Here is a 20,674-nt window from a genome sequence, read left to right as displayed (position 1 = left end):
GCGCGGCAGGACAGACCTGCCATGTGTGCCCCCTATTTTGCGCGCCATGTGCCGGGCCGATGCTCCGGCGCGAACAGGCAAGGGTAGCCTGAGATGCTGTCGGTCGCATCAGTCGCATCAGCAGGCGGCGCCGCAAACTATTTTGCCAAGGACGACTACTATGCCGGGGATGGCCCTGCCGAGCTCAGCGAATGGGGCGGGAAGGGCGCTGAAGCGCTCGGGCTTGCTGGTCCCGTTGCCAAGGACGACTTCGAAAAAGTCCTCGATGGCAAACTGCCCGATGACACGGTCGTAAATGGCAACGCAAACCGCCGCTCGGGAATTGACCTCACATTCTCCATGCCGAAATCGGCCAGCCTGCTCGCGCAGCTGGGCGGCGACAAGCGGATCCTCGATGCACAAGTGGCCGCGGTCAAGGCGACCATGGCCTATCTCGAGAAGCATTATGCGCAGGCCCGCGATCGATCACGCAATGCCAACGGCGAGGGCGTGGTCACAGGCAAGCTCCTTTACGCCTTGTTCCAGCACGACACGAGCCGGGCGCTGGACCCGCAGAACCATACCCATGCTGTCATCGCCGCGATGACCCAAGACAAGGATGGCAACTGGAAGGCGCTGTGGAACGGAGAGATCTGGAAGAACAACACAGTCCTTGGCTCCATCTACAACGCCGCGCTGCGGACGAACCTCGAGAAGCTCGGCTACGAAACCCAGCTCACGGGCAAGCACGGTCAGTTCGAAATCAAGGGCGTGGCGCGCGATGTGATCGAAGCCTTCAGTCAGCGCCGCCTCACCATTCTGGCAACGGCGGAAAAGCTCGGGAAGAGCGCAAACGACACAGAAGCCTTGCGGGAAATCACCAAGCGGACCCGTGATCCCAAGCTAAACCCGGATGACAAGCAGGCGCTTCGGCGGGAATGGGAGAGGCGCGCCGCCGGGCTCGGGTTCGATGCCAAGGCCCTGGTCGAACAGGCACGGGAACGCGGCTCTGTAGAGCGCGAGAGCCCATTGGGATCGCCTCAGCGGGTGCAGGAAACCCTGAGCGCGCTCCGGGAAAGCGTGAAGCTCTACACGCGGCCAGCGGACATACTGACGACCAATGGCCTCCAACGGATCACCCTGACGCCCACGCAGCTGCGCACCGAGATGGCAACCGCTTCTGCAATCAGGATCATCGGCGAACGTGAAACCTCCTGGACCCGGGGCGAGCTAGTCAAGACCGCGCTCGACCTCGGAGTAAAGGGCGTGACCGCTGACGGGGTGGAAGCACGCATCGGCGTATTGGTGGCCGGCGGTAGGGTGCTGGAGGGCAAGAGCGACAGGCTCGATGGCCGGCCTGAGAGATTCACCACGCCCGAGCATGTCGCAATTGAGCGGGCAACTCTTGCCAATGTCGCCGCCGGAAAGGGCGCAGGCCAGGCCATCATTGAAGCTGCCGAGGCACCCGGGCGCTTGCGGCAAGTAGCGGGCACCCACGAGCTCAATGCCGAGCAGATTGCCGCGGGAACTCTGGCGCTGGCCAGCAAGGACCGCACGATCGTGATCCAGGGTGTCGCAGGCGCAGGTAAGACGACAATCATTTCGGCAATCGCAAGCGTAGCTCATCAGGAGGGAAGGGAGGTGATCGGACTCGCCTTTGCCAACAAGATGGTGAGCGATCTTCGCTGCGATACAGTGATCCGGGGGCCGGACGGTGAGGTTGTCAGGCAGGGTATCACAGCAAGAACCGTCTCATCCTTTGTGAATGAGCATCTGCGGCCCGCGCTTGAGGGCTCGGGTCCGAAGTTCGAGGCATCACGCGAAGCCTTGCGCGGCAAAGTGTTGGTGTTGGACGAGGCTTCGCTCGTGGCGAACAAGCCGATGAATGACCTGCTCACGATCGCCAACCGGCTTGGGGTTGAAAAGTTGGTCATGATCGGAGACCGGGCCCAGCTGCAGCCGATCGAGGCGGGCAAAAGCTTTTCCCTGATCCAGTCCGATATGCGATCAACATGCATCAGGCGCAGGGCGACACGCGCGACATGGCAATCGGTGAGATGCACTCATCAGCCAGGCACTTGTCGAACCAGCGTCTGGCGCTCGTGATGATGACCCGGGTGCGCGACGACATCACAATCGTCACCAACGACCGCGACCGACTTCTCGCGCAGATCGGCCGCAATCCGGGCGACAAGACCAGCGCACTTGAAACCCTTGGTGAAAAGCAGGTCGAGGCGAAGCGCGGCAGTCGCGAGGCTGGCGAGTTCCGGCCCACAATTCCCGATCATTTGAGGGCACCCGAGGACAGGCAAGCATCTGCCTCGCGGATCGATCCGGCGAGCCTTCGGGCAACGCCGCAATTGGACGTGCCCGAACGCAACATCGAACGCAGCCGATAGGAGGAAGATCGTGACACAGATGGGCCATGCCAACGCAGACACGACGCATTTCGACGCTGTCGAGATTTACCTCACGCAGCAGCTGACCCTGACCAATCTGGTGAACGAGGCAGGACTCTCGGAGATTGCGCGTGCCGCTGGCGGGGACAGCTTCGTGGTCTGCGATCTCAATACGCACGGGGTTCAGGGATGCGCCGATCTGCGGGCCGCCCTCGATAACCAGAAAATGGCCGCTGAGTTGGTGGCGATAGGTCTGATGATCCTTGTCGCTGTTCTGGTGGGCACGATCGCGGCCACCTTTGTGAGGCTGCTGGCGAAGCGGGCAACTCTTCTCCGCGAACAGTGCGCAGATGCCTCACTCACGCTGCCCAAGGGGCGGGCAAAACCACTGGAGGGGGCCGTTAACATCATCGTCAGGAAGGAGAAAAGACATGGCATTTGACTACGAAGACGCAGGGACCTTCGGGAGCGAGCGCGAGGCGAAGGACTGGGGGGCATCGATATCCCTGCAGAGCGGGTGCCCCTGTTCGATGTGGAATTTGCAGCCGGCTCGATACAGCATTCGCGCATCGAACTCTCGAGCTTCAGCAAAGGGAATTCGACGCTCCAGGCTGAAGCGCTCGTTGAAGACATCATCCAGGGTCGCGCAAAACTGAGGCAAAATGGCGACCTCAGCCAAGCCGAAGATAGGCTGAAGAATCTTCTGTCCCCCAGCTTTCCTGGACACCGCCCTGATTTGCGCGCCCGCCTGATCGCGTCCGGTCATTTGAAGCCACGCGCTGCCCGTTATGAGGCAACAAGAGCAAAGCTGGAGGAGCTATTATGCGGGATCGAGAGCGGAGAGGTGTGCTGGAGTAGCAAGCATCCGGACTATCGGTGGTTGGACAAGTATTACAATCCAACCTGCGTCTGCTTTCGGCCGGAAGTGCGCGAGAGGATGATCAAATGTGGCGCATTACAACCGGCCTCCATACCACTCGAGAAACAGGCGCGAATGCTGGAAGTCGTGGAGCAAGTGTTGGTTTGCCAGGAGTTGCCGCCGAAGGGCTCAGCAGATCGTGCTCTCCTCAACCCATACATACCGCGCCGAAACGCCAAGTTTGATGAACAGGTGCGAAGCAGGTTCGAGCACCTTCTCAGGAAGCGACCCAATGCTGTGTCCCAACCTTCTTCACTCCAGGCATAATGCGATACCTCTGATGGGATCCTGATCGTGAGCCAAAGAACAGGTATTCGTAGGTATGTCTTTGCTTTGGGCTCGAAATACACTGATTTCTGTATCAGCTGCGCTATGGGAGGTCGGGTGGCCCGAGGCGACCCAAGATGCTTCACCGGGGCGAAATAGGAAGGCTTACGGAATGAGTTTTTTGACGCTGGCTGCCAGTGCATCGTTCCTCTGCACGCCGGTTGCTGTCTGGGATGGAGATGGCCCGATCTGGTGCGCGGAAGGGCCGAAGATCCGACTGGGAAGCATTGCTGCGCGCGAACTGGACGGCAGTTGCCGGGCAGGCCACCCTTGCCCGCGGTCTTCAGGGGTCGAGGCTCGTGATGCACTGGTAGCTCTTCTGGGCGGAGCCAAGGGGAGGCTTTCTACTGGGCACGTAAAGGTTTCTGCGCCACAAATGCGCTGCAGGGCTTCGCACCAAAGCTACGGTCGCGTTGTTGCGTCTTGCAGGTTGAGCGATTGCCGCGATCTCGGCGCTGCAATGCTGCGCACGGGCACCGTTGTGCGCTGGCGCTGAGCCAGACATCTGGGGGCATGGTGGCAGAGGATATCGCCTGTTTCACTTGCCATCGCATTTCGGGATTGCTGGTATCGATTGCGGCCATCCTTTTCGCTGTTGCGCTTCCCGGTGGCATAAGGGCTGCAGTTTTCATGGTAGCCGCAGCGCTGCTGGCATTCGGCGCTGCCGATATCATACAAGAGACTTTCGCGATGTGAGCCCGGCGGCGGCGGCGAAGCGATGCGATCATCGGCGGGCCGAGAGCCCAAAGGTGGAGGGCAGCCTTGCGACTGTCAGCCGGACTGACCTGCCTCATGCTCAGCGTCGTGGGGTTCATGATCTGGGAAAGCGTCATAACCGAAATGTGAGAACCCAACCGAGCCAACGCCATGCGACCAATTCCGCAATCATTGCCAGGATGACCGGTCTTTGGGCAGGCGATTATCGTCATCGACGACGGTGACCTTGTGCGGCTTGTCTCGCGTCCAACGCCACAGGACCAGATTGATATCTCTCTCGCCAGCCCGCGCCGCAAAAGACGGGACAATGATTCCAGCGCATCCGGCTTCGATCAGGCGGTCAGCGAGCTCCCAGGTGGGCACGGGCTTGCGATCGGCGGCCAGCACTTCCCAGGCGCATGCGAGTTCGGCCCGCGTGACCAGAGCTGCTGCAAGACCCTCATCTGTGGTCAGATCGAGGATGTCACTGCAATCGATCCGGTAGCTGGACAGGGTCATTGGCTGCGCTTTGAAAGCGAAGCCCTGTTGCGCCTCGAGCCACGCGGTCTCAAGGCGCAGCGATGTGTAAAAGCATGCGGTGCTCGGCCTGTTGAACCGGCCGCCATACATCCGGGCACCCTCGCCGGATTCGGGATCGAAAGCCCAACCCGGGTGATGCGCGCGATATACCAGCCCTTCGAACCGCGTAACCGGCAGCGTCAAGCAAACCCGCCCTGTGCGATACGGGCGAGGTAGCTGCGGACGAGCTCGGCGCGTCCTTGACGAACCAATTCCTCGGCAGTTGCATCGCCCAGAGAGGGCAGGGGCTGCGAACGATACCACGCATAGGCCGCAAGCTCACTTCCGGTCCATGGGATCACGCGATTGATGATCTCGCTCATCTCGCGCAGCCGTGTCTGGGTGGGTACACTGCCATACCGTGAGCTCTTGGAGACCGCATCGCGTGACAGGCCCGCCGCCGCAGCCAGCTCGGACTTGGTTATCCGCAACGCTCCGGACAGACGGTCAGGCGATACGCCATCCTTTCCTGTGATCTCGCTAAGAAATGCAGCCGACGCCATAATGCCTCACCAATTGCACCATATGCGTCCAATGTGTGCGGCAATCCTGGCTCTGTCAAGGCTGATCCCAAAGAAGGCGGGAACATTGGGAGAGCTCGTCGCGGCTACGGATTACGGGATGCCGAAAGCGATGGCTGGCGCACATGCCTTGCCGCGATGCCCGGAAGAGCGTTCGCGCATCCGCAGGTCCGATCCCTTGAATTTCGCACATGCCAATGGCATTGTCGTGCGGCGACAGCAAGGCGCGAAGACCCGATTTCTGCGATGCGATAGGGAAAAGCCGGGCGCAACCCATTCAATACAAACAGAAATTCGTCAGTTTGATAACATACATTATGTTAAATGATGATCTATCCTACGATTATCTCGCCTGCCATCCAAAGTGCCATTGCGATCATCATCAGGTTCTCAGTCAGTGACACGAAACCAAGCGGTACGTTGCTCGATCCTCCGACGCATGCGCACTTGAGCTCGCGCTGGTCGATGTAGACCGCCTTGAACACAGAAACCGCGCCGATCGTGCCGATGAACAGGGCCACCGGGATCGAGACCCAATGTAGCACACCTGCCACCATCAGGACGCCGGCGAGACCCTCAGCGAAGGGGTAGATGCGCGCATAGGGGACCCAGCGCTGCGCCAGCAGGTCATAATTGAGGAACATGGTCGCAAATTTCTCGACATCTTGCAGCTTGAGCAGCGCCAGCACACACATTGAGAAGGCGATGAACCATTCTGCCACGCTGATGCTGACCGCTTGGCCGTCAGTCGCAATTCCGGTTGCGACTGCCATCAACGCTGTCATCGTGAATAGCGCAACAACAGGGCGATAGGTGGTGACATTTGGGTCAGCGACCTTGAGGCCGAAAAAGCGGCGGAGGTCATCGTGGCCGCCGATCCGCTGCCCATTGATGAAGGTTTGCGGCGTGCTGATCACGCCATGCTCGGCTTTGAATGCGTCGGTTTCTTCGCGCGTTGTCAGGTGATGATCCTCTACCCGATACCCGCGCGAGGAGAGCAGGTGCTTTGCCTTCAGGCCATAAGGGCAGGTGTGGCCGGGCATGACCATTCGGTAGAGCACGGCGGATCTTGCTGATTGGGGCACTGCGATTTCCTTTGATTCGCTGACAATGCCATCGCTATAAACTCCGTACCATGATACGGGATCAAGCAGGTTTATGAAAATCGGCGACTTCGCCCGTGCGGGCGGCGTAAACGTTGAAACGATCCGTTATTACCAGCGGCGCGGCCTGGTCGCTGAGCCGCCGCGTGATCATGGCCCGCGGCGCTATGGCACCGATGACCTTGATCGTTTGCGCTCAATTCGCGCGGCCCAGATGGCCGGCTTCACGCTCGATGAGATTTCTACCCTTTTGGATCTCGAAACGTCTGACCGATCGGCAGCGCAGGCGCTCGCCAACAGTCGGATCGCGGCGCTCGACGAAAAGATTGCGACGTTGCAAACCATGCGCGGAGCCTTGGTGCGTCTGGCAGAAGCCTGTGCCGCAGAGGACACCGGGCCATGTCCGATCATCGCCGCCTTTAATCCGGCGGCCCATACCTGAGGCGTGGTTTACTTGCTCGCGCTCCCCATGCAAATCCCGGTCCTCTTGCATCACTCTCGGCGAAAACGTTCCTGATAACCGCCGTCGCGGGTGCTGAATGCCAGCGTTTACCGTCACTCCGAGGTTATCCGGCCGACTTGCCCAATTGCAAGGTGCAGTTGGGCCGTCTGGAAGTCTCCAAGGTGCGGCGGCATCGGAGGTGAGTAGCATAATTCGCTGATGAAGAAGCAGCCCGCTGGATCGATGCTCGGCAACGCCGTACTCCCCGAAGGGCTGTAAGGCCAACGATTTGAAGTCGAGAATGGTTACGCACAATGCCTAGCCGAAAGGCCACGCCTGACCATCACGGTGCACGCAAGGGTTGTGTTCGAACGCCCTTCCAAAAGCGCGCTTCTAGCGGCCAACCTTCCAAGGAAGGTGTAATGAATGCCAGCGTCCATTGCGCCGTGATATTTCGAACGAAATAGCGACCCGCTGCCAGCCTGCATTTCTGAATGCGCGCAATGATGCGTGGTGGTTCCACCAGATATAGGCAAAAGCTTGTCGATAGCGACTGGGAACCAGCAAGCTCGTCGCTTGCGCAATCAAGAGAGATGCGTAGCGCTGCGACCGATGCTCGGGCAAAGTTGTGACGTTGACCAAAGCGACTTCGTTGTCCGCAAGCGGCCAGGTCGAGCTACTTTCATAGCTCGATCTATCGGCGAAATGGATGCAGGCTGCCGGCTCGGCATCGGCCAGAAGTACAAAGCCGACACAGCCCGCGCGATCGAAACTCATTGCACTTCGGACACGCGCGTCAGGATGACGTGCAAAGGCGGCGAGATGCTGCTCATCGAAAACAGCGATTTCGATAGATGGCGGCAGGGCTGGCGATTCAACAGCTGTGTTTTGCGCGAAAATCCAGTTGATACGGTAATCCACAATCCTGGACAAAGCTCGCTTAAGGAAATCCTTGATGCGTGCCCTCAGCGAGGCGTCTCTACGCTTCACATCTTCGGCTTCCAAGATCGAAGCGACACTGTCTTGGCTGGCCATCTGCAGGGCTTCCTTAGACGCCCCATTGTGCCCCATCCTGTCTTTACGAAAGACAGGGTCGTCATTCAGTGCGGATGGGCGGCAAGGAGGCCTCATGTGCCGACGTACCGATCCAGTCTGAAAAGCTGATTTCTCCAGCCTAATGTTCGACAGGACATTGGCTGGCGCTGGTCTAGGACCGTTGTCGACGCTGGTCCGCAGAAGACCAATGAATATGAAATATCTGCCAGCTTCCGTTTTCGCGCCGAAGCAACATCGTTTCGACAGACCGGCTCTTGATCTGCCGATCGCGGTACGTTCCCTCGACATTCTCGACGCTCATCACCCAGGCAATATCGCCCTGCTCACCGTGCGTTCTGCTGACGAGCATGCGCGGAACTGCGGCGCTGAAAGCGGCATCTGATTTGAGATGATGACTGGAATACTCAGCGCGGCTGTTTTCTGTGCTACCGGATTCAAAAATGATCACATCTTCGGCCAGCAGTGAAAGTGCAGCGGCAGTATCGCTCCTCGCTAGCGCAGCATGGAAGTTCGCCACCGCTTCAACGGGACCATCCAAGGCCGGAGCTACTGTGGCCCCTTCCTCAACGTCCTTCCCCTTCGCGGTGGTACTGGGATGCGCCAATACTGGGCTTTGTATCAGCAAGATCACGACCGCCAGTACGCCCGCAATTCGGCCTGCTCCATATCGAACCATTGAAACCCCCTTTTTGCGTGAACCTTCGATCTACATCATTCCTGGCGACGCGAGGCCCAGAACAGCTACGAGGCCCAGAACGCCAACGGCAAAACAAAGCTCACCTCCCAGACTGAGGCGCAACCGCGCTAGGACGTCGCGCACCGAATTTCCCGATTGTTCACCAGACGTAGCAAAACGGCGTCCGATCGCCGCGTTGTTGGCGCCGAACGCAACCATGCCGCCGACGAGGATCAGTTTGGCAGCCAGCATCAGCCCATAAGGTGTGCTCAAAACAACCAAACTGTTTAGAATACCGAATATCAGCTGGGAATTTATGAGACCCGTGATGGCCACCACTGCCACCAAACCCACGCCGAGCGGCGCGAAAGCATGGATCTGCGAAAGCAATGCGAGAGCCTGCTCTCGATCCGGCCGCCGATGCAACTTCACAGTGAGGTCAACAAAGCAAATGATGGCGCCCAGCCACAACCCTGCTGCGATCAGGTGGGCGCCATTGTTGAGCCGGTGCAAGAGTCCAATACCTCCCTCGCCAGCAGCGGCATGACCGCTCCATCCGAGCGAGAGAAGCGCCGCCGCGAAACAGGCGGCGACGACCACCTGGCTGAGTGTCGTGGTCCTCACTGCGACAAGAAAGCATAGCGCGAGCAACAGCAAGACGATGCGAACGGCAAATGCAATCCCGATATCCGTGCCGGAGACCATCATGGAGATCGTCGACCAATCAAGGTCGAATAGGGGCACGCCCATCATTGCGGCCACCGAGACGAGCATAAGAACAACTGAAAGCACGAACGCAGCTGCAGCACCCCCGATCAGGCGTAGCGACGCCCGACTACGGACAGTGAGAAAGCGGGCGCTCCGAAGTGCGATCAATCGAAACGCGGTGCTCCCGAACATGCCCAGAAGCACCGCGTAATTCAGAAAACGCAAGCCAGGTTCGACCGCCCACCCCATAGCGCGATCAGCTGATGGTGAACTTGACAGTGCCGTTCATGCGGTGGCCGTCAGCTCCTGCGGCTTGCCAGCGAACCTCATAGCTGCCCTTTGCCAAAGCTTTGGTAAGAGTGAGGGTCATGGTCTTGTTCCCTTTCGACCAGGCGGTGGTGAAATTGCGGATCGCCATCGGACTGTGGTTCGCCATCCCCGGCATTGCCGTCATTACGATGCTGGCGGCCGCAGTGGGGGGCAACAGCGCTTCATTGAAGGTCAGCGTGACCGTGCGCGTGCCAGCAACGGTTGCGCCCTCTGCCGGAGTAGAGGCGACCACGCGAGTGTGAGCAGCAGCCATGGACGGGAATGCCAAAGGCGCCGCAACCATTGCAAGAGCTGCGAAAATCGGAGCAAATTTCATGAGATTTTCCTTCGTTTCAAAACCAGAAGCGGATGCCGAAGACATAGTTGGTGGCACTCGGATCCTCGCCGCGGGCGCGGGCGAAGTCCGCGCCGTTGCCAATGCGCCAAGTCTGTTCGATCCCGATGTAAGGCGCAAATTCGCGGATAATCTCGTAACGCAATCGCAAGCCAGCCTCGACCTTGTCGATCCCCGCTCCGACGCCAAGGATCGGAATGTCCTGGGCAGCCATGTTGATCTCGACACGAGGCTGGAAGATCAGGCGCTGGGTAATCCGCTGGTCAAGCTCTGCCTCGATTCTGGCCGTAACGTCGCCGCGTTGTGAGACGAAAGCCGCCGCATCAACCTGAAAAAGATAGGGCGCAACACCTTGGATGCCCAGAACGGCATAGGTCGTATCGGGTCCTGCGAGGTCCTGGCGAATACCGGCCTGAAGGTCCCAGAATGGCCTGATCGCACGTGAATAGAGGGCTTGAAACTCAGCGCTTTCGGGCTTGTCGCCGAACGCTCCCTCACCTTCGGTCTTGAACCAGAACCGGCTCGTTGGACCGCCGTAATACCCCTGAAAATCCCAGATGTAGTCTTCTGCGCCCTCTCGGGCATGGACTTCCAAACGATCACCCTGAAACCAGAAAACCGGAAAATCACCGCTTTCACGCCTGAGATCGTCTCGCGAGGCCCGCATTGCATCGGCGCCCCAGATCGCGTCGGCGGCGCGCGGAGGACCGCTTCCTGCCTCTGGCGGTGGGGGGGTTTCCATCTCGGGACCGGGCGATGCAGGCATGGCGTCATCCATGGTGCTGTGATCCATGGTACTGTGATCCATGGTTTCCTGCTTCATTCCGGCCATGGCATCCGGGGCCGGCATTGATCCTTCGGGCATGGCATGGCCCGCATGCGGATCGACCGTTTTGTCATCGGACGCGGCGGGACTATCGGGCATGGCATGCCCGGCGTGGGGATCTGACTGCTGCAATGCCTGCGCCGGACTGGGGGCCGGCGCAGGCGCCGGCATCGGCATAGAATGCCCCTGATGCTGGGCCATCGCCGGTGCTGCGCTCAGCGCCGCTCCCGCAAGGAGGAGCGAGACAAGGGGGCGGAGGTTCATGCTGCACCGCCCGGGCCGACCACGGTCACGGTCTGCATCATACCGCCGTGCATGTGGTAGAGCAGGTGGCAGTGGAACGCCCAGTCACCCGGCTCGTTGGCAGTGAGGTCAAACTGAGCGCTGGCGCCCGGTTGCACGATCACGATGTTCTTGCGAGGCTGGTGGGCTGGCTCTGCCCCATTGACCAACTCGAAGAACATTCCGTGAAGATGGATCGGGTGCGCCATCATGGTGTTGTTGATGAGTTTCACCCGAACCCGCTCGTTCCAGGCGAAGCGGATCGGAACATCACTGACAGAAGAGTACATTCGCCCGTCAAAAGACCACATGTAGCGGTCCATATTGCCAGTGAGATGCAGCTCGAGGAGCCGCGAAGGTTCGCGCGTGTCACGATTCGGCTCAAGCGCCGTCAGCATGCGATAGTTGAGCACGCGGTGATCCACGTCCCGCAGGCCAAGACCGGGATCTCCCATCTTGTCCACCGGAGACATCGAGACCATGTCGAGGCCGGGGCCGACCTTGACATCAGGAGGCAGCAGCGTCGTGTCGCGCATCTTCATGCCGGCCATGCTCATGCCACCCATTGCCATCCCAGCCATAGTGTCATCCGAAGCGCCCATTGATGCATCAGGTGTGGTATGACCCATCGCGGCATGGTCCATGGCGCCCGCACTGCCCATCGCTTCCTTGGCACCGGTATCGGCAGAAGGCGCGCTATGGTCCATGCCACCCGAGCCGTGATCCATGCCCATGTCGCCCATCGTCAGCAGCGGTGGATCGCGCAGAGCGGGTACATCCGCCCGCGCTCCGGGACGGCTCGCCAGCATGGCCAGCGCCATTCCCGACCTGTCCATCGACTCTCCGACAATCGCATAGGCCTCCGCATTCCCTGGCGTAACAATCACATCATAGGTTTCTGCCGTGCCGATCTGAAATTCATCGACTTCAACCGGCCGGACGTTCTGGCCATCTGCGGCGATGATGGTCATTGCCAAGCCGGGGATGCGGACGTTGAAGAAGCTCTGCGCCGAGCCGTTGATGACCCGCAACCTTACGCGCTCACCGGCACGAAACAGATATTCAAGCCCCTCGGTCGGCCCTCGCCCATTGGCAAGGAAAGTGTAGGTCGGAGAGCCGATATCCATGATGTCGGTCGGCATCATCCGCATTTGGGCCCACATGCGTCGCTCTTGCGCAGACAGCGGATAGTCGTCGGTCCACGTGTTCTGCTGGCGATTGAAGTAGCCTTCGCCGGTGCGCAAACGGCTCATGATGAAATGCGGGTCGAGCACCGTGAAATCGCTGAGGAGCAGAATGTAATCCCGGTCGAACTCGACAGGTTCCGGACCAGAAGGATCGATAACCAGAGGGCCATAATGCCCCGATTGCTCCTGCAAACCGGAGTGGCTGTGATACCAATAGGTCCCCGACTGCCGGATCGGGAATTCGTAGCTGAATGTCTGGCCAGGATGAATGCCAGGGAAACTCACGCCGGGAACACCATCCATATGGAACGGGACGAGCAGGCCGTGCCAATGGATTGACGTGTCCGAACCCAGTTCGTTCGTGACATTGAGACGGACGTTCTGCCCTTCGCGCAAGCGGATCAAGGGACCGGGTACGCTCCCGTTGACCGCGACACCCGGACCACGCCGTCCTTCGACGATGCGATGACCGCTGGCCACGGTCAGATCGATCACTTCGCCGGAAAGCTCACCGAACCCAGCAGGAATGAGCGGGCCACCCCGACCGTGTCCGCCTCCCTGATCACGATGGATACTGTGGCCCTGCGCCCAGGCGGGCACAGTGGCAAAGGCTGACGCGGCACCGAGGCCTGCAATCAGGTGGCGGCGGGTAAGGATCGGAGTGTTCATACAAGCATATACGCGCCTGATGCGGACACCCCTCAAATTTTTTTCGCGTCTCTCGACTTTTGCAGTGATGAACTACGCTAGCAGGGCGGGATCGGTTGCTGCGCAGGATAGGCGGCAGCTCGGGGCGATCAGCGAACTTGCTTGCGATGGCCGCTGTGCATGACGATGACCAGCTTTATCGGCCAGACGCACTGGCTCACTCGGGGTCAGCCCATAGTCCCCGCGCCTAAATTCGGCGGCCAGTGGTCATTTGCTTTCGAGATTTGCTTTCAATCGGGCTCGCGCGCGATGCAGTCGCGTCTCGACCGCCTTTTCGCTTACCCCCAGCACAGCAGCCGCTTCTGACTGACTTAGCCCATCAATCGTGCGAAGCACGAGCGCTTCCCTGAGCCGTGACGGAAGGCGCGAGATAGCGGCTGAAACCCGCTTCAGTTCAGCCCGGCTCTCTGCCTGCACATCGCCGGATGTGGCGTCATCAGCGACTTCGAATGCGAGCTCGATCGGCTCCGCCCGAACGAAGAATGCCCGGGCTTTTCGTCTTCGCGACCAGTCGCGACACTTGTTGAGCGCGATACGCTTCAGCCAGAACAGGAATGGTCGGTCATGATCATATTTTCCAAGTGAAGCGAATGCTGCAACGAACGTCTCCTGCGTGAGGTCTACTGCTTCTTGAGAATCTCCAACCGACGCAGCCACGAACCGGAAGATTTTCTCACGGTAGCGTGCCAGCAGTTCCCGGTAAGCATCCTGACGACCAGCAAGTGCGAGAACCGCAAGTTCGCTGTCGCTCCCCTGGCTGAGCGGGAAAGTCACTGCACTTCTGGTGTCAGCGCTTTTGTTACGGTACGGTCAAACCGTGCTGCCTGGTCGGGCGTAAGCACCGCGCGCATGGCGAAAAGATGCTCCAGCGTTTCTTTTTGCAGTTCGCCCATCACCTGATGCGTGTGATCGACCGCAGCCGAAACCTCCGGCCCGTAGCCGTGTTCGGCCTCCATCGCTTCGGCAAGATGGGCATTGGCGGCGCGCATCTCGAGCTCGAGTGCTTTCCGGCGGGTTGAAAAACGGCGTTCAATCAACTCGATTTTTGCCGCCTGCTGCGCGTCAAGGTCAAGCTCGCTGTGCAGGAGCGCATGCAACTCCGTCTCGTCCTCGCCTGTGCTCGCAAGCAGCTCACGGCCAAGATACGTGCCCCCAAGAGCTGCCCCAAATGCAACAAGCCCAATCACGAGCAGGCGCTTTGTCCGGGTCATGAATGAACGTCCAGCAGCGTGGAGGGCGCCAGAGGATTATCGGGCGAAAAAGGCGAAAGTGGCTGGGCTATCGCGGGGCTGGCATCCGCCAATGTACCGGAGATGACGCCGAGCACTAACGCAAACGCGCCGGCGAGGCCCATCAGCCGGGATCCGGCACCAACTTCGCGCCGATGTGCCTCCAGACCTGCGAACACGGCCTCGTCGATCATAGCGAGGTGCGCGGGAATGGGCTGTGCAGCAAGGGCCCGCAGCGAATGGTCAAGGTCATACATTTACAATCTCCCGGACGTTCATTTCACATACGCATCTTATGATAAGATCCCTCAAAATATTTTTGCCCAACCATCGTGAGGGATAATGCGGCGACATGCGTATCAGTGTGTGTGGACAAAGGGATCGATCGCAAAGTCGGCGACTTGCCGTGATTGACAGTACGAGGATGCAGCATGAGCGAAACCCCAACTTTCACTCCGGCTGCGGGCCGGTTTGCTTCGACAAAATTGTATGACCGCGGCGTGGCATTGCTGACGCGCGAACGTCGCTGGCGCAGTGCCTTGCTGGACCTGCTTGACCCCAAGGCTGGGGAAACGATCCTCGATGTGGGCTGCGGGACAGGATCGCTTGCGATCGTTATGAAGCAGCGCGAACCCCAAGCCACCATCATTGGCCTTGACCCTGACGGGCAAGCCTTGGCGATCGCAAGAGAGAAAGCCGCAGTCGCAGGCGTTTCCATCGAATGGAAGAAGGGTTTCGCGCAGGATGCGGTAGCCTGCGGCCCGGCCGACAAGGTCGTGTCGAGCCTCGTATTCCATCAGGTGCCACTCGAGGGCAAGCGAGCCGGGCTCGCCGCAATGTTTGCCGCTGCCGCCCCCGGCGGCAAAGTGTTTGTTGCCGATTACGCCCGGCCGACCAGCTGGTTCATGCGACAAGCCTTTCGGATTATCCAGTTGATCGACGGACAGACCGACACCCAGCCCCATATCGATGGTTTCCTTGAGGCCGAGCTCGGAAAGCTTGGTGGCCGCACGGTGTCATCAAGCTATCAGTTGGATACGCCGACAGGGACGATTTCGATCTTTGTTGTGCCAAGCAGTGAAGACATCATGAAAGGATTGCACTAATGGTCAAGAAGTTCGCGATTTTGCTCGCTCTGATGTCGTCATCCGCCTTGGCGGCTAACGACATCGTCATGCACCGTGATCCGGGCTGCGGATGTTGCGAAAAGTGGGCCGCACAGGTGCGCTCAGCGTTCGGTCGCAAAGTCCAGGTCATTGATGACCGACAACGATCAAGCTTGCAGCGCAAGATTGGCCTGCCCGCAGATCTGGTGTCGTGCCATACCGCGCTGATCGATGGGGTGGCTTTCGAGGGTCACGTTCCGGTTGCAGATATGAAGCGTGTGCTTGCCTCCAAGCCGAAAGGCGTGAAGGGTCTGGCGGTCGCCGGCATGCCGCTCGGTTCGCCGGGGATGGAAGTGCCGGGGCGCCCTCGTGACCGGTTCAATGTGATCGCATTCGGCACGGCCAAGCCGATGGTCTTCAAGAGCTACTAGACGCTGACGTTTAGTCGCAGAGCTTTCGAGCCGCAGCCGGGCCTTACAACCTTAAGAGGGCCGCATATCCTCTCGATCTAAGGCTGAAACCACATCGCCATGTGCAATGGGCTACCCAAGGAGCATGAACATGACCGAGACGCAGCATCGCCATCGCGGGGAGAATGACCACCAGCCTCACCTGGAGGAGATGGCAACGGATCCGGTCTGCGGGATGAAGGTCGATCCGCAAACCGCTAAGCATGTCCTCACCCATGCTGGCGTTCATCACTATTTCTGCAGCGCGCGCTGTCTTACTAAGTTCACTGCCGATCCTGGCCGGTACATAAGCGATTCCCCCCAGCTGCCCAGTCCCGTTCCAAAAGGCGCAATCTGGACTTGTCCGATGCATCCGGAGATCCAGCAGTCCGGCCCAGGAAGCTGCCCGATCTGCGGCATGGCGCTTGAGCCGATGACCCCGACCCTCAGCGATGGGCCATCGGACGAATACAAGGATATGAAGCGCCGCTTCGCGTTCGGCCTCGTGCTTGCCTTGCCGGTGGTCGCGCTCGAAATGGGTGGGCACATGACAGGCCTGCGTCATGTTCTGGACGGAAACCTTGCAAACCTGATCCAGATGGTGCTGGCAACACCCGTGGTTTTGTGGGCGGGCTGGCCATTTTTCGAGCGCGGTTGGGCATCGATCAAAAGTCGCAGTCTCAACATGTTCACGCTGATTGCCATGGGGACCGGGGTCGCCTGGATCTACAGCATGGCCGCCTCTCTGGTGCCGGGAATATTTCCGCCAGCGTTTCGCTCCGATGACGGTTCGGTTGCTGTCTATTTCGAAGCCGCAGCGGTTATCACGGTGCTCGTCCTGCTTGGCCAGCTGCTTGAATTGCGGGCCCGGGAGACGACCAGCGGCGCGATTCGTGCATTGCTCGATCTCTCCCCCAAGCTCGCTCGCCGTGTTCGCGATGATGGCAGCGATGAAGAGATTGCGCTGGACCAGGTCCTGGTCGGCGACACGTTGCGCGTGCGTCCGGGAGAAAAAGTGCCCGTCGATGGCGCGGTCGTCGAGGGCCGCAGCACGATCGACGAATCCATGGTGACCGGCGAGTCGATGCCGGTGAGCAAGGAAGCTGGTGCTAAACTGGTCGGTGGCACAATCAACCAGACCGGGGGCCTGATCATGCGCGCTGAAAAGGTCGGACGCGATACCATGCTTGCGCGCATTGTGCAGATGGTTGCCGATGCCCAGCGCAGCCGGGCACCGATCCAGCGGCTTGCCGACACAGTCTCTGGTTGGTTCGTGCCTGCAGTTATCGCAGTCGCTGCCATAGCCTTCGTCACCTGGTCGCTGATGGGACCCTCGCCGGCTATGGGTTACGGCCTGATCGCAGCCGTGGCCGTCTTGATCATTGCGTGCCCCTGCGCGCTTGGTCTGGCCACGCCGATGTCAATCATGGTGGGCGTCGGACGCGGCGCGCAGGCCGGCATCCTGATCAAGAACGCTGAAGCCCTCGAGCGTATGGAGAAGATCGACACGCTGGTGGTCGACAAGACCGGAACACTGACGGAAGGCAAGCCGGCTGTCGTTGCTATCGAAACCGCTCGCGGCTTCGATGAGGACGATCTTCTTCGCCTTGCCGCCAGTCTTGAACGCAGTAGTGAACATCCGCTGGCGTTGGCGATTGTACGCGAAGCCGAAATCAGAGGGCTCGCGATCAGCGAGCCGACCAATGTCGATCAACCCGTCGGCAAGGGCATCATCGGCCAGGTCGATGGCCGCAGCCTCGTTGCGGGCAATGCTCGTTTTCTTGGCGAACAGGGCATCCAGCTGGGCGCCCTTGCGGAGCGCGCAGATGACCTGCGCAGTGAGGGCGCAACAGCCATTTTTCTTGGCATCGACGGCCAGGCTGCCGGCGCCATCGGCATCGCCGATCCGGTCAAGCAGACGACGCCCGCAGCGCTCCTTGCTCTGGCTCAAGCAGGCATTCATGTCATCATGCTGACAGGTGACAATCGCGTCACCGCCGAAGCAATCGCCCGGCGTCTCGGCATTGCGGATGTTGAAGCCGATGTGCTACCGGATCAGAAAAGCGCGATCGTGAAACGGCTGCGGGATGAAGGACGCATCGTCGCCATGGCCGGCGATGGAGTAAACGATGCACCGGCACTGGCGGCCGCAGATGTGGGTATCGCGATGGGTTCGGGGACCGATGTCGCGATCGAGAGCGCCGGCGTAACCTTGCTGAGAGGTGATCTGACCGGGATTGTGCGCGCTCGCCGCCTCAGCCATGCTACCATGAAAAACATCCGCCAAAACCTGTTCTTTGCCTTTGCCTACAATGTCGCAGGCATTCCGGTGGCAGCGGGAATACTCTATCCCGTATTCGGGATCATGCTGTCACCCATCATTGCTGCTGCGGCCATGGCGCTGTCTTCGGTGAGCGTGATCGGCAATTCGTTGCGGCTTCGACAGATTTCTCTGTGACTTCTACGAGGACAGATTTCTGAATTCCAGGATTCTTGCACTTCTGCCGGTGCAGGATGTAAACATCTCTGGCCTCGGGAACCAGAAGAAGTCAGACTGCGCGACCGCTTGTCGCGCCGCTTCGGTGCTCATCTATGTAGTTGGTAAATGAGGTCGCCGTTGTCCGGGTAACCGAGCGACGGCGACCTCGGCTGGATCAGGAAGCTGCGATCATCTTGCGGCATTCCTCGGCACATTTGCGGCATGCAGCTGCACAAGCCTGGCAGTGATCATGAGCATGTTGTCCGCATTCAGCGGCGCAGCTTTCGCATACCTCCGCGCAGAGCGAACAAAGCTGCTTGGCGAAGCTGCTTTTGCGCGCAATAAAGCTTGCCGCGAGGCGGCAAAGGGCTGCGCAATCGAGCGTGAGCTCGATGCATCGCGTCATGGCCTGAACCTGATCTGACCTGAGACATGAGACGGTGCAAGTATCGCAGGCATCTGCGCAGGCGTTGCATGCGGCAAGGCAGTCGAGATGGTTGTTCGACATCATTTTTCTCCAAATGAGTTGAGACCTTTGTCAGGTCGTTTGGCGTTCTACGCTCCGGACTACGGTCCCTGGTCAATGGTCGCTTTTCAGATTTTTCTGATCGCATTTTGACGAAGATCAATGATCCAGATTTCCCTTGACCTAGGACCATGGTCGAAGGTGCATAAGCCCGTTCGGTGCTGCGATCAGACGTGGAGCATGCGCCTTTTCGTCCCGAAGTATGTCTGCATAAATTTCTGATTTTGTGCGCAGGATTAACAGTTTGATCGCTGGCTGCGGCAGCGGCTGCGGCCTTTTGTAGGAGCATCGTGATATGAAGAAAATTTTCGCATCCTTGCTGATCGGCGCCGCGCTGATCAGCGCTTCACCGTTGATCGCCCAGGGCATGGAGCATAGCTTTTTCATGCGCGGGCACGTCGTCGCGATGGAGGATACGGGCCCGGTGATCTGCATCGGCAAGGCCGACGGCGCGCAGACCGGTCAGGTTCTGGATGTTTACCGGGTTGAGTACCGGCACGCGCACAGACCCGAGCAGACGAGTTACAAGCGGGTGAAGGTTGGCGAGGTCAAGATCACCGAGATCATCGATGATCATTTTGCTCGCACGCAGGTGACCGACGGCAAGCTCAAGGAGCACGACATCGTCGAGCTCAGCCGCAAATGAGCAGTGAGCGGGGCAACGCAGGCCGGCGGCTGCCCCGCTCCAGCCCAAGATGGATGCATGGCCCCAATGAGACGATGCCTACGGGTCTGGGAACAAGCGAACCCATCTGAAAGGAGCCGCAAATGCAAGGTTACACCATCGGGGCGCTGGCTTCAGCATGTGGCGTGCGGCGCGACACCATCCGCTATTATGAGCGCTCTGGTCTTTTGCCCGAACCCGACCGGACGGCCTCCGGCTATCGCATCTATGGGCGCGACGATGTAGAACGGGTCAACTTCATCAAGACCGCGCAGCTGCTCGGGTTTACACTGAGCGAGATCGTGCTGCTGCTATCGTTGCGGCACTCTCAGGCCAAGTCTGCTGCCGAGGTTGTCGAACTCACAGAAAAGAAGATCCGCAGTCTGTCGGACAAGCTTTCTCAGCTCCGGAGAATCAAAAGAGCTCTTGCTCAGCTGGTCGCGGATTGTCCTGTGGATGTGCCTGTCAGTGACTGCCCGATCCTCGGGTATATCGCCCATCCGCAATCCCGTCGCCAGCTCAAGCAGTGGTCCGAAAACCCCCCTCAACAGGTTGCTAGCTGACCTCCTCGCAAGACGTCTCCCGCGCACGGCCTTGGCCAGCCAGCGCTGCCTGATAGAGAAATTTCATTCAGAAGAAAGGAACGATCATGGCTTTGCTTAGCCCCAAATGGGCCCCGCTCGTATCGGCGCTCGCGATTACCGCAGCGCTGGGTGCCTGTAGCCCGGCATCAGAGGCCGACAACGTCGCTGCCACCAAGACCGATACCAGCACTCCAGAAGACGACCCGTCAGAAATTGCACGCGAAATGCACGATCAGATGAACGAGGGCCAAGCCATGCACGATTCGATGAAGGATGGCTCCATGCCCCACGATCAGATGGGGCCGGCTGCTTCGCATGGTCCGGGGATGAAAGGCATGGGAAGCAAGGCCGCCACCGACGCTCCGCCCAAGGACAAGGCCGACCCGATGCCGATGAACGACATGTAAGCGAAACAGCCGGGCGTAGGCCAACATGAGTATCGTCTTCACGAAACGCCTCGCGCGGCATTTCCTCATCGCGGCTGCCGCCATCATCGGCCAGGCGGCAGCCGCGCAATCAGCCGACGATCATGCCGCGCATCATCCCGGTGGCGCCGCGACATCGG

At 59.6% G+C, this 20,674-nt stretch carries 24 protein-coding genes; 11 read left to right on the top strand and 13 right to left on the bottom strand.

The annotated features are described in order from the left end of the window. Positions 1–93: 93 nt before the first annotated feature. The 4 genes from mobF to C7451_RS19825 all read left to right on the top strand — a co-directional run bounded on the left by mobF (position 94) and on the right by C7451_RS19825 (position 3,564). Positions 94–2,085: a MobF family relaxase gene (mobF, locus tag C7451_RS17705; RefSeq protein WP_110300227.1), complete on the top strand. Its 1,992-nt coding sequence runs from the start codon at positions 94–96 to the stop codon at positions 2,083–2,085. Further along, positions 2,085–2,378: a hypothetical protein gene (locus C7451_RS17700; protein ID WP_167398604.1), complete on the top strand. Its 294-nt coding sequence runs from the start codon at positions 2,085–2,087 to the stop codon at positions 2,376–2,378. Before mobF ends, C7451_RS17700 begins: the two co-directional genes overlap by 1 nt. Positions 2,379–2,388: 10 nt before the next feature. Beyond that, the gene (locus C7451_RS17695) at positions 2,389–2,820 is read left to right on the top strand and encodes a hypothetical protein (protein ID WP_146215409.1); all 432 of its coding nucleotides are present in this window, start codon (positions 2,389–2,391) and stop codon (positions 2,818–2,820) included. A 75-nt stretch (positions 2,821–2,895) separates the two neighbouring features. Continuing rightward, the gene (locus tag C7451_RS19825; protein WP_146215408.1) at positions 2,896–3,564 is read left to right on the top strand and encodes a hypothetical protein; all 669 of its coding nucleotides are present in this window, start codon (positions 2,896–2,898) and stop codon (positions 3,562–3,564) included. Positions 3,565–4,509: 945 nt separating this feature from the next. On the opposite strand, the gene C7451_RS17675 is transcribed toward C7451_RS19825, so the two are convergent. The 3 genes from C7451_RS17675 to C7451_RS17665 all read right to left on the bottom strand — a co-directional run bounded on the left by C7451_RS17675 (position 4,510) and on the right by C7451_RS17665 (position 6,469). Next, positions 4,510–5,043, bottom strand: coding sequence for an RES family NAD+ phosphorylase (locus C7451_RS17675; protein WP_110300221.1), 534 nt, complete (start codon positions 5,041–5,043; stop codon positions 4,510–4,512). Beyond that, entirely contained in the window at positions 5,040–5,402 is a 363-nt protein-coding gene (locus C7451_RS17670; protein ID WP_110300220.1) for an antitoxin Xre/MbcA/ParS toxin-binding domain-containing protein, read from the bottom strand. Before C7451_RS17670 ends, C7451_RS17675 begins: the two co-directional genes overlap by 4 nt. 350 nt (positions 5,403–5,752) lie before the next feature. After that, the gene (locus C7451_RS17665; protein ID WP_110300219.1) at positions 5,753–6,469 is read right to left on the bottom strand and encodes a glutaredoxin family protein; all 717 of its coding nucleotides are present in this window, start codon (positions 6,467–6,469) and stop codon (positions 5,753–5,755) included. Between the two features lie 109 nt (positions 6,470–6,578). Between C7451_RS17665 and C7451_RS17660 the strand changes: the two genes are divergently transcribed. Beyond that, positions 6,579–6,965, top strand: a complete 387-nt coding sequence (locus C7451_RS17660) for a MerR family transcriptional regulator (RefSeq protein ID WP_110300218.1) — start codon at positions 6,579–6,581, stop codon at positions 6,963–6,965. A 393-nt stretch (positions 6,966–7,358) separates the two neighbouring features. Here C7451_RS17660 and C7451_RS17655 read toward each other — a convergent pair whose 3' ends face one another. From C7451_RS17655 to C7451_RS17615, 9 genes are all read right to left on the bottom strand, one after another. Next, positions 7,359–8,000 carry a GNAT family N-acetyltransferase gene (locus C7451_RS17655; RefSeq protein ID WP_146215407.1) on the bottom strand — a complete coding sequence of 214 codons (642 nt, stop codon included), beginning with the start codon at positions 7,998–8,000 and terminating at the stop codon, positions 7,359–7,361. A 172-nt stretch (positions 8,001–8,172) separates the two neighbouring features. Further along, on the bottom strand, positions 8,173–8,697 hold the full coding sequence (locus C7451_RS17650; protein WP_110300216.1) for a YybH family protein: 525 nt from the start codon (positions 8,695–8,697) through the stop codon (positions 8,173–8,175). 30 nt (positions 8,698–8,727) lie between these two features. Next, positions 8,728–9,630: a CopD family protein gene (locus C7451_RS17645; RefSeq protein WP_167398603.1), complete on the bottom strand. Its 903-nt coding sequence runs from the start codon at positions 9,628–9,630 to the stop codon at positions 8,728–8,730. Positions 9,631–9,661: 31 nt separating this feature from the next. Continuing rightward, positions 9,662–10,051 carry a copper resistance protein CopC gene (locus tag C7451_RS17640; RefSeq protein WP_110300214.1) on the bottom strand — a complete coding sequence of 130 codons (390 nt, stop codon included), beginning with the start codon at positions 10,049–10,051 and terminating at the stop codon, positions 9,662–9,664. 16 nt (positions 10,052–10,067) lie between these two features. Beyond that, a complete protein-coding gene (locus C7451_RS17635; RefSeq protein WP_341866648.1) occupies positions 10,068–10,994 on the bottom strand; it encodes a copper resistance protein B in 927 nt (308 codons plus the stop codon). Between the two features lie 161 nt (positions 10,995–11,155). Continuing rightward, entirely contained in the window at positions 11,156–13,033 is a 1,878-nt protein-coding gene (locus C7451_RS17630) for a copper resistance system multicopper oxidase (protein WP_110300212.1), read from the bottom strand. 246 nt (positions 13,034–13,279) lie between these two features. After that, positions 13,280–13,846 (bottom strand): RNA polymerase sigma factor, encoded by a 567-nt coding sequence (locus C7451_RS17625; RefSeq protein ID WP_110300211.1) that lies wholly within the window; start codon positions 13,844–13,846, stop codon positions 13,280–13,282. Further along, positions 13,843–14,283, bottom strand: a complete 441-nt coding sequence (locus C7451_RS17620; protein WP_110300210.1) for a periplasmic heavy metal sensor — start codon at positions 14,281–14,283, stop codon at positions 13,843–13,845. Before C7451_RS17620 ends, C7451_RS17625 begins: the two co-directional genes overlap by 4 nt. Continuing rightward, positions 14,280–14,558 carry a hypothetical protein gene (locus C7451_RS17615; RefSeq protein ID WP_110300209.1) on the bottom strand — a complete coding sequence of 93 codons (279 nt, stop codon included), beginning with the start codon at positions 14,556–14,558 and terminating at the stop codon, positions 14,280–14,282. Before C7451_RS17615 ends, C7451_RS17620 begins: the two co-directional genes overlap by 4 nt. A gap of 174 nt (positions 14,559–14,732) precedes the next feature. On the opposite strand from C7451_RS17615, the gene C7451_RS17610 reads away from it, so the two are divergent. The 3 genes from C7451_RS17610 (at position 14,733) to C7451_RS17600 (ending at position 18,314) form a co-directional block, all read left to right on the top strand. After that, the gene (locus C7451_RS17610; protein ID WP_110300208.1) at positions 14,733–15,407 is read left to right on the top strand and encodes a class I SAM-dependent methyltransferase; all 675 of its coding nucleotides are present in this window, start codon (positions 14,733–14,735) and stop codon (positions 15,405–15,407) included. After that, positions 15,407–15,838 carry a DUF411 domain-containing protein gene (locus tag C7451_RS17605; RefSeq protein ID WP_244182016.1) on the top strand — a complete coding sequence of 144 codons (432 nt, stop codon included), beginning with the start codon at positions 15,407–15,409 and terminating at the stop codon, positions 15,836–15,838. The genes C7451_RS17610 and C7451_RS17605 overlap by 1 nt, the downstream gene beginning before the upstream one ends. Before the next feature lie 190 nt (positions 15,839–16,028). Beyond that, entirely contained in the window at positions 16,029–18,314 is a 2,286-nt protein-coding gene (locus C7451_RS17600; RefSeq protein ID WP_279629506.1) for a heavy metal translocating P-type ATPase, read from the top strand. 196 nt (positions 18,315–18,510) lie between these two features. On the opposite strand, the gene C7451_RS17595 is transcribed toward C7451_RS17600, so the two are convergent. Further along, positions 18,511–18,843 carry a four-helix bundle copper-binding protein gene (locus C7451_RS17595; protein ID WP_208625251.1) on the bottom strand — a complete coding sequence of 111 codons (333 nt, stop codon included), beginning with the start codon at positions 18,841–18,843 and terminating at the stop codon, positions 18,511–18,513. Positions 18,844–19,156: 313 nt separating this feature from the next. On the opposite strand from C7451_RS17595, the gene C7451_RS17590 reads away from it, so the two are divergent. From C7451_RS17590 to C7451_RS17580, 3 genes are all read left to right on the top strand, one after another. Beyond that, on the top strand, positions 19,157–19,507 hold the full coding sequence (locus tag C7451_RS17590) for a hypothetical protein (protein ID WP_110300206.1): 351 nt from the start codon (positions 19,157–19,159) through the stop codon (positions 19,505–19,507). Between the two features lie 122 nt (positions 19,508–19,629). Then, positions 19,630–20,088, top strand: a complete 459-nt coding sequence (locus tag C7451_RS17585) for a heavy metal-responsive transcriptional regulator (RefSeq protein ID WP_110300205.1) — start codon at positions 19,630–19,632, stop codon at positions 20,086–20,088. An 86-nt stretch (positions 20,089–20,174) separates the two neighbouring features. Beyond that, entirely contained in the window at positions 20,175–20,516 is a 342-nt protein-coding gene (locus C7451_RS17580) for a hypothetical protein (RefSeq protein WP_110300204.1), read from the top strand. The last annotated feature ends 158 nt before the right edge of the window (positions 20,517–20,674 follow it).

Origin of the sequence: Blastomonas natatoria (assembly GCF_003201955.1) — a bacterium.
In the GTDB taxonomy this organism is placed as follows: Bacteria; Pseudomonadota; Alphaproteobacteria; order Sphingomonadales; family Sphingomonadaceae; genus Blastomonas; species Blastomonas natatoria.
This window is presented reverse-complemented; position numbering and strand designations above follow the sequence as displayed.

Bases quoted from the DNA above. Each gene is read 5' to 3' on its own strand.
- C7451_RS17595 (WP_208625251.1), bottom strand. From the start codon at position 18,843: ATGTCGAACAACCATCTCGACTGCCTTGCCGCATGCAACGCCTGCGCA.
- C7451_RS17605 (WP_244182016.1), top strand. From the start codon at position 15,407: ATGGTCAAGAAGTTCGCGATTTTGCTCGCTCTGATGTCGTCATCCGCC.
- C7451_RS17660 (WP_110300218.1), top strand. From the start codon at position 6,579: ATGAAAATCGGCGACTTCGCCCGTGCGGGCGGCGTAAACGTTGAAACG.
- C7451_RS17600 (WP_279629506.1), top strand. From the start codon at position 16,029: ATGGCAACGGATCCGGTCTGCGGGATGAAGGTCGATCCGCAAACCGCT.
- mobF (WP_110300227.1), top strand. From the start codon at position 94: ATGCTGTCGGTCGCATCAGTCGCATCAGCAGGCGGCGCCGCAAACTAT.
- C7451_RS17615 (WP_110300209.1), bottom strand. From the start codon at position 14,558: ATGTATGACCTTGACCATTCGCTGCGGGCCCTTGCTGCACAGCCCATT.
- C7451_RS17620 (WP_110300210.1), bottom strand. From the start codon at position 14,283: ATGACCCGGACAAAGCGCCTGCTCGTGATTGGGCTTGTTGCATTTGGG.
- C7451_RS17585 (WP_110300205.1), top strand. From the start codon at position 19,630: ATGCAAGGTTACACCATCGGGGCGCTGGCTTCAGCATGTGGCGTGCGG.
- C7451_RS17590 (WP_110300206.1), top strand. From the start codon at position 19,157: ATGAAGAAAATTTTCGCATCCTTGCTGATCGGCGCCGCGCTGATCAGC.
- C7451_RS17640 (WP_110300214.1), bottom strand. From the start codon at position 10,051: ATGAAATTTGCTCCGATTTTCGCAGCTCTTGCAATGGTTGCGGCGCCT.
- C7451_RS17650 (WP_110300216.1), bottom strand. From the start codon at position 8,697: ATGGTTCGATATGGAGCAGGCCGAATTGCGGGCGTACTGGCGGTCGTG.
- C7451_RS17665 (WP_110300219.1), bottom strand. From the start codon at position 6,469: ATGGTCATGCCCGGCCACACCTGCCCTTATGGCCTGAAGGCAAAGCAC.
- C7451_RS17655 (WP_146215407.1), bottom strand. From the start codon at position 8,000: ATGGCCAGCCAAGACAGTGTCGCTTCGATCTTGGAAGCCGAAGATGTG.
- C7451_RS17635 (WP_341866648.1), bottom strand. From the start codon at position 10,994: ATGCCCGATAGTCCCGCCGCGTCCGATGACAAAACGGTCGATCCGCAT.
- C7451_RS17630 (WP_110300212.1), bottom strand. From the start codon at position 13,033: ATGAACACTCCGATCCTTACCCGCCGCCACCTGATTGCAGGCCTCGGT.
- C7451_RS17580 (WP_110300204.1), top strand. From the start codon at position 20,175: ATGGCTTTGCTTAGCCCCAAATGGGCCCCGCTCGTATCGGCGCTCGCG.
- C7451_RS17610 (WP_110300208.1), top strand. From the start codon at position 14,733: ATGAGCGAAACCCCAACTTTCACTCCGGCTGCGGGCCGGTTTGCTTCG.
- C7451_RS17700 (WP_167398604.1), top strand. From the start codon at position 2,085: ATGATGACCCGGGTGCGCGACGACATCACAATCGTCACCAACGACCGC.
- C7451_RS17670 (WP_110300220.1), bottom strand. From the start codon at position 5,402: ATGGCGTCGGCTGCATTTCTTAGCGAGATCACAGGAAAGGATGGCGTA.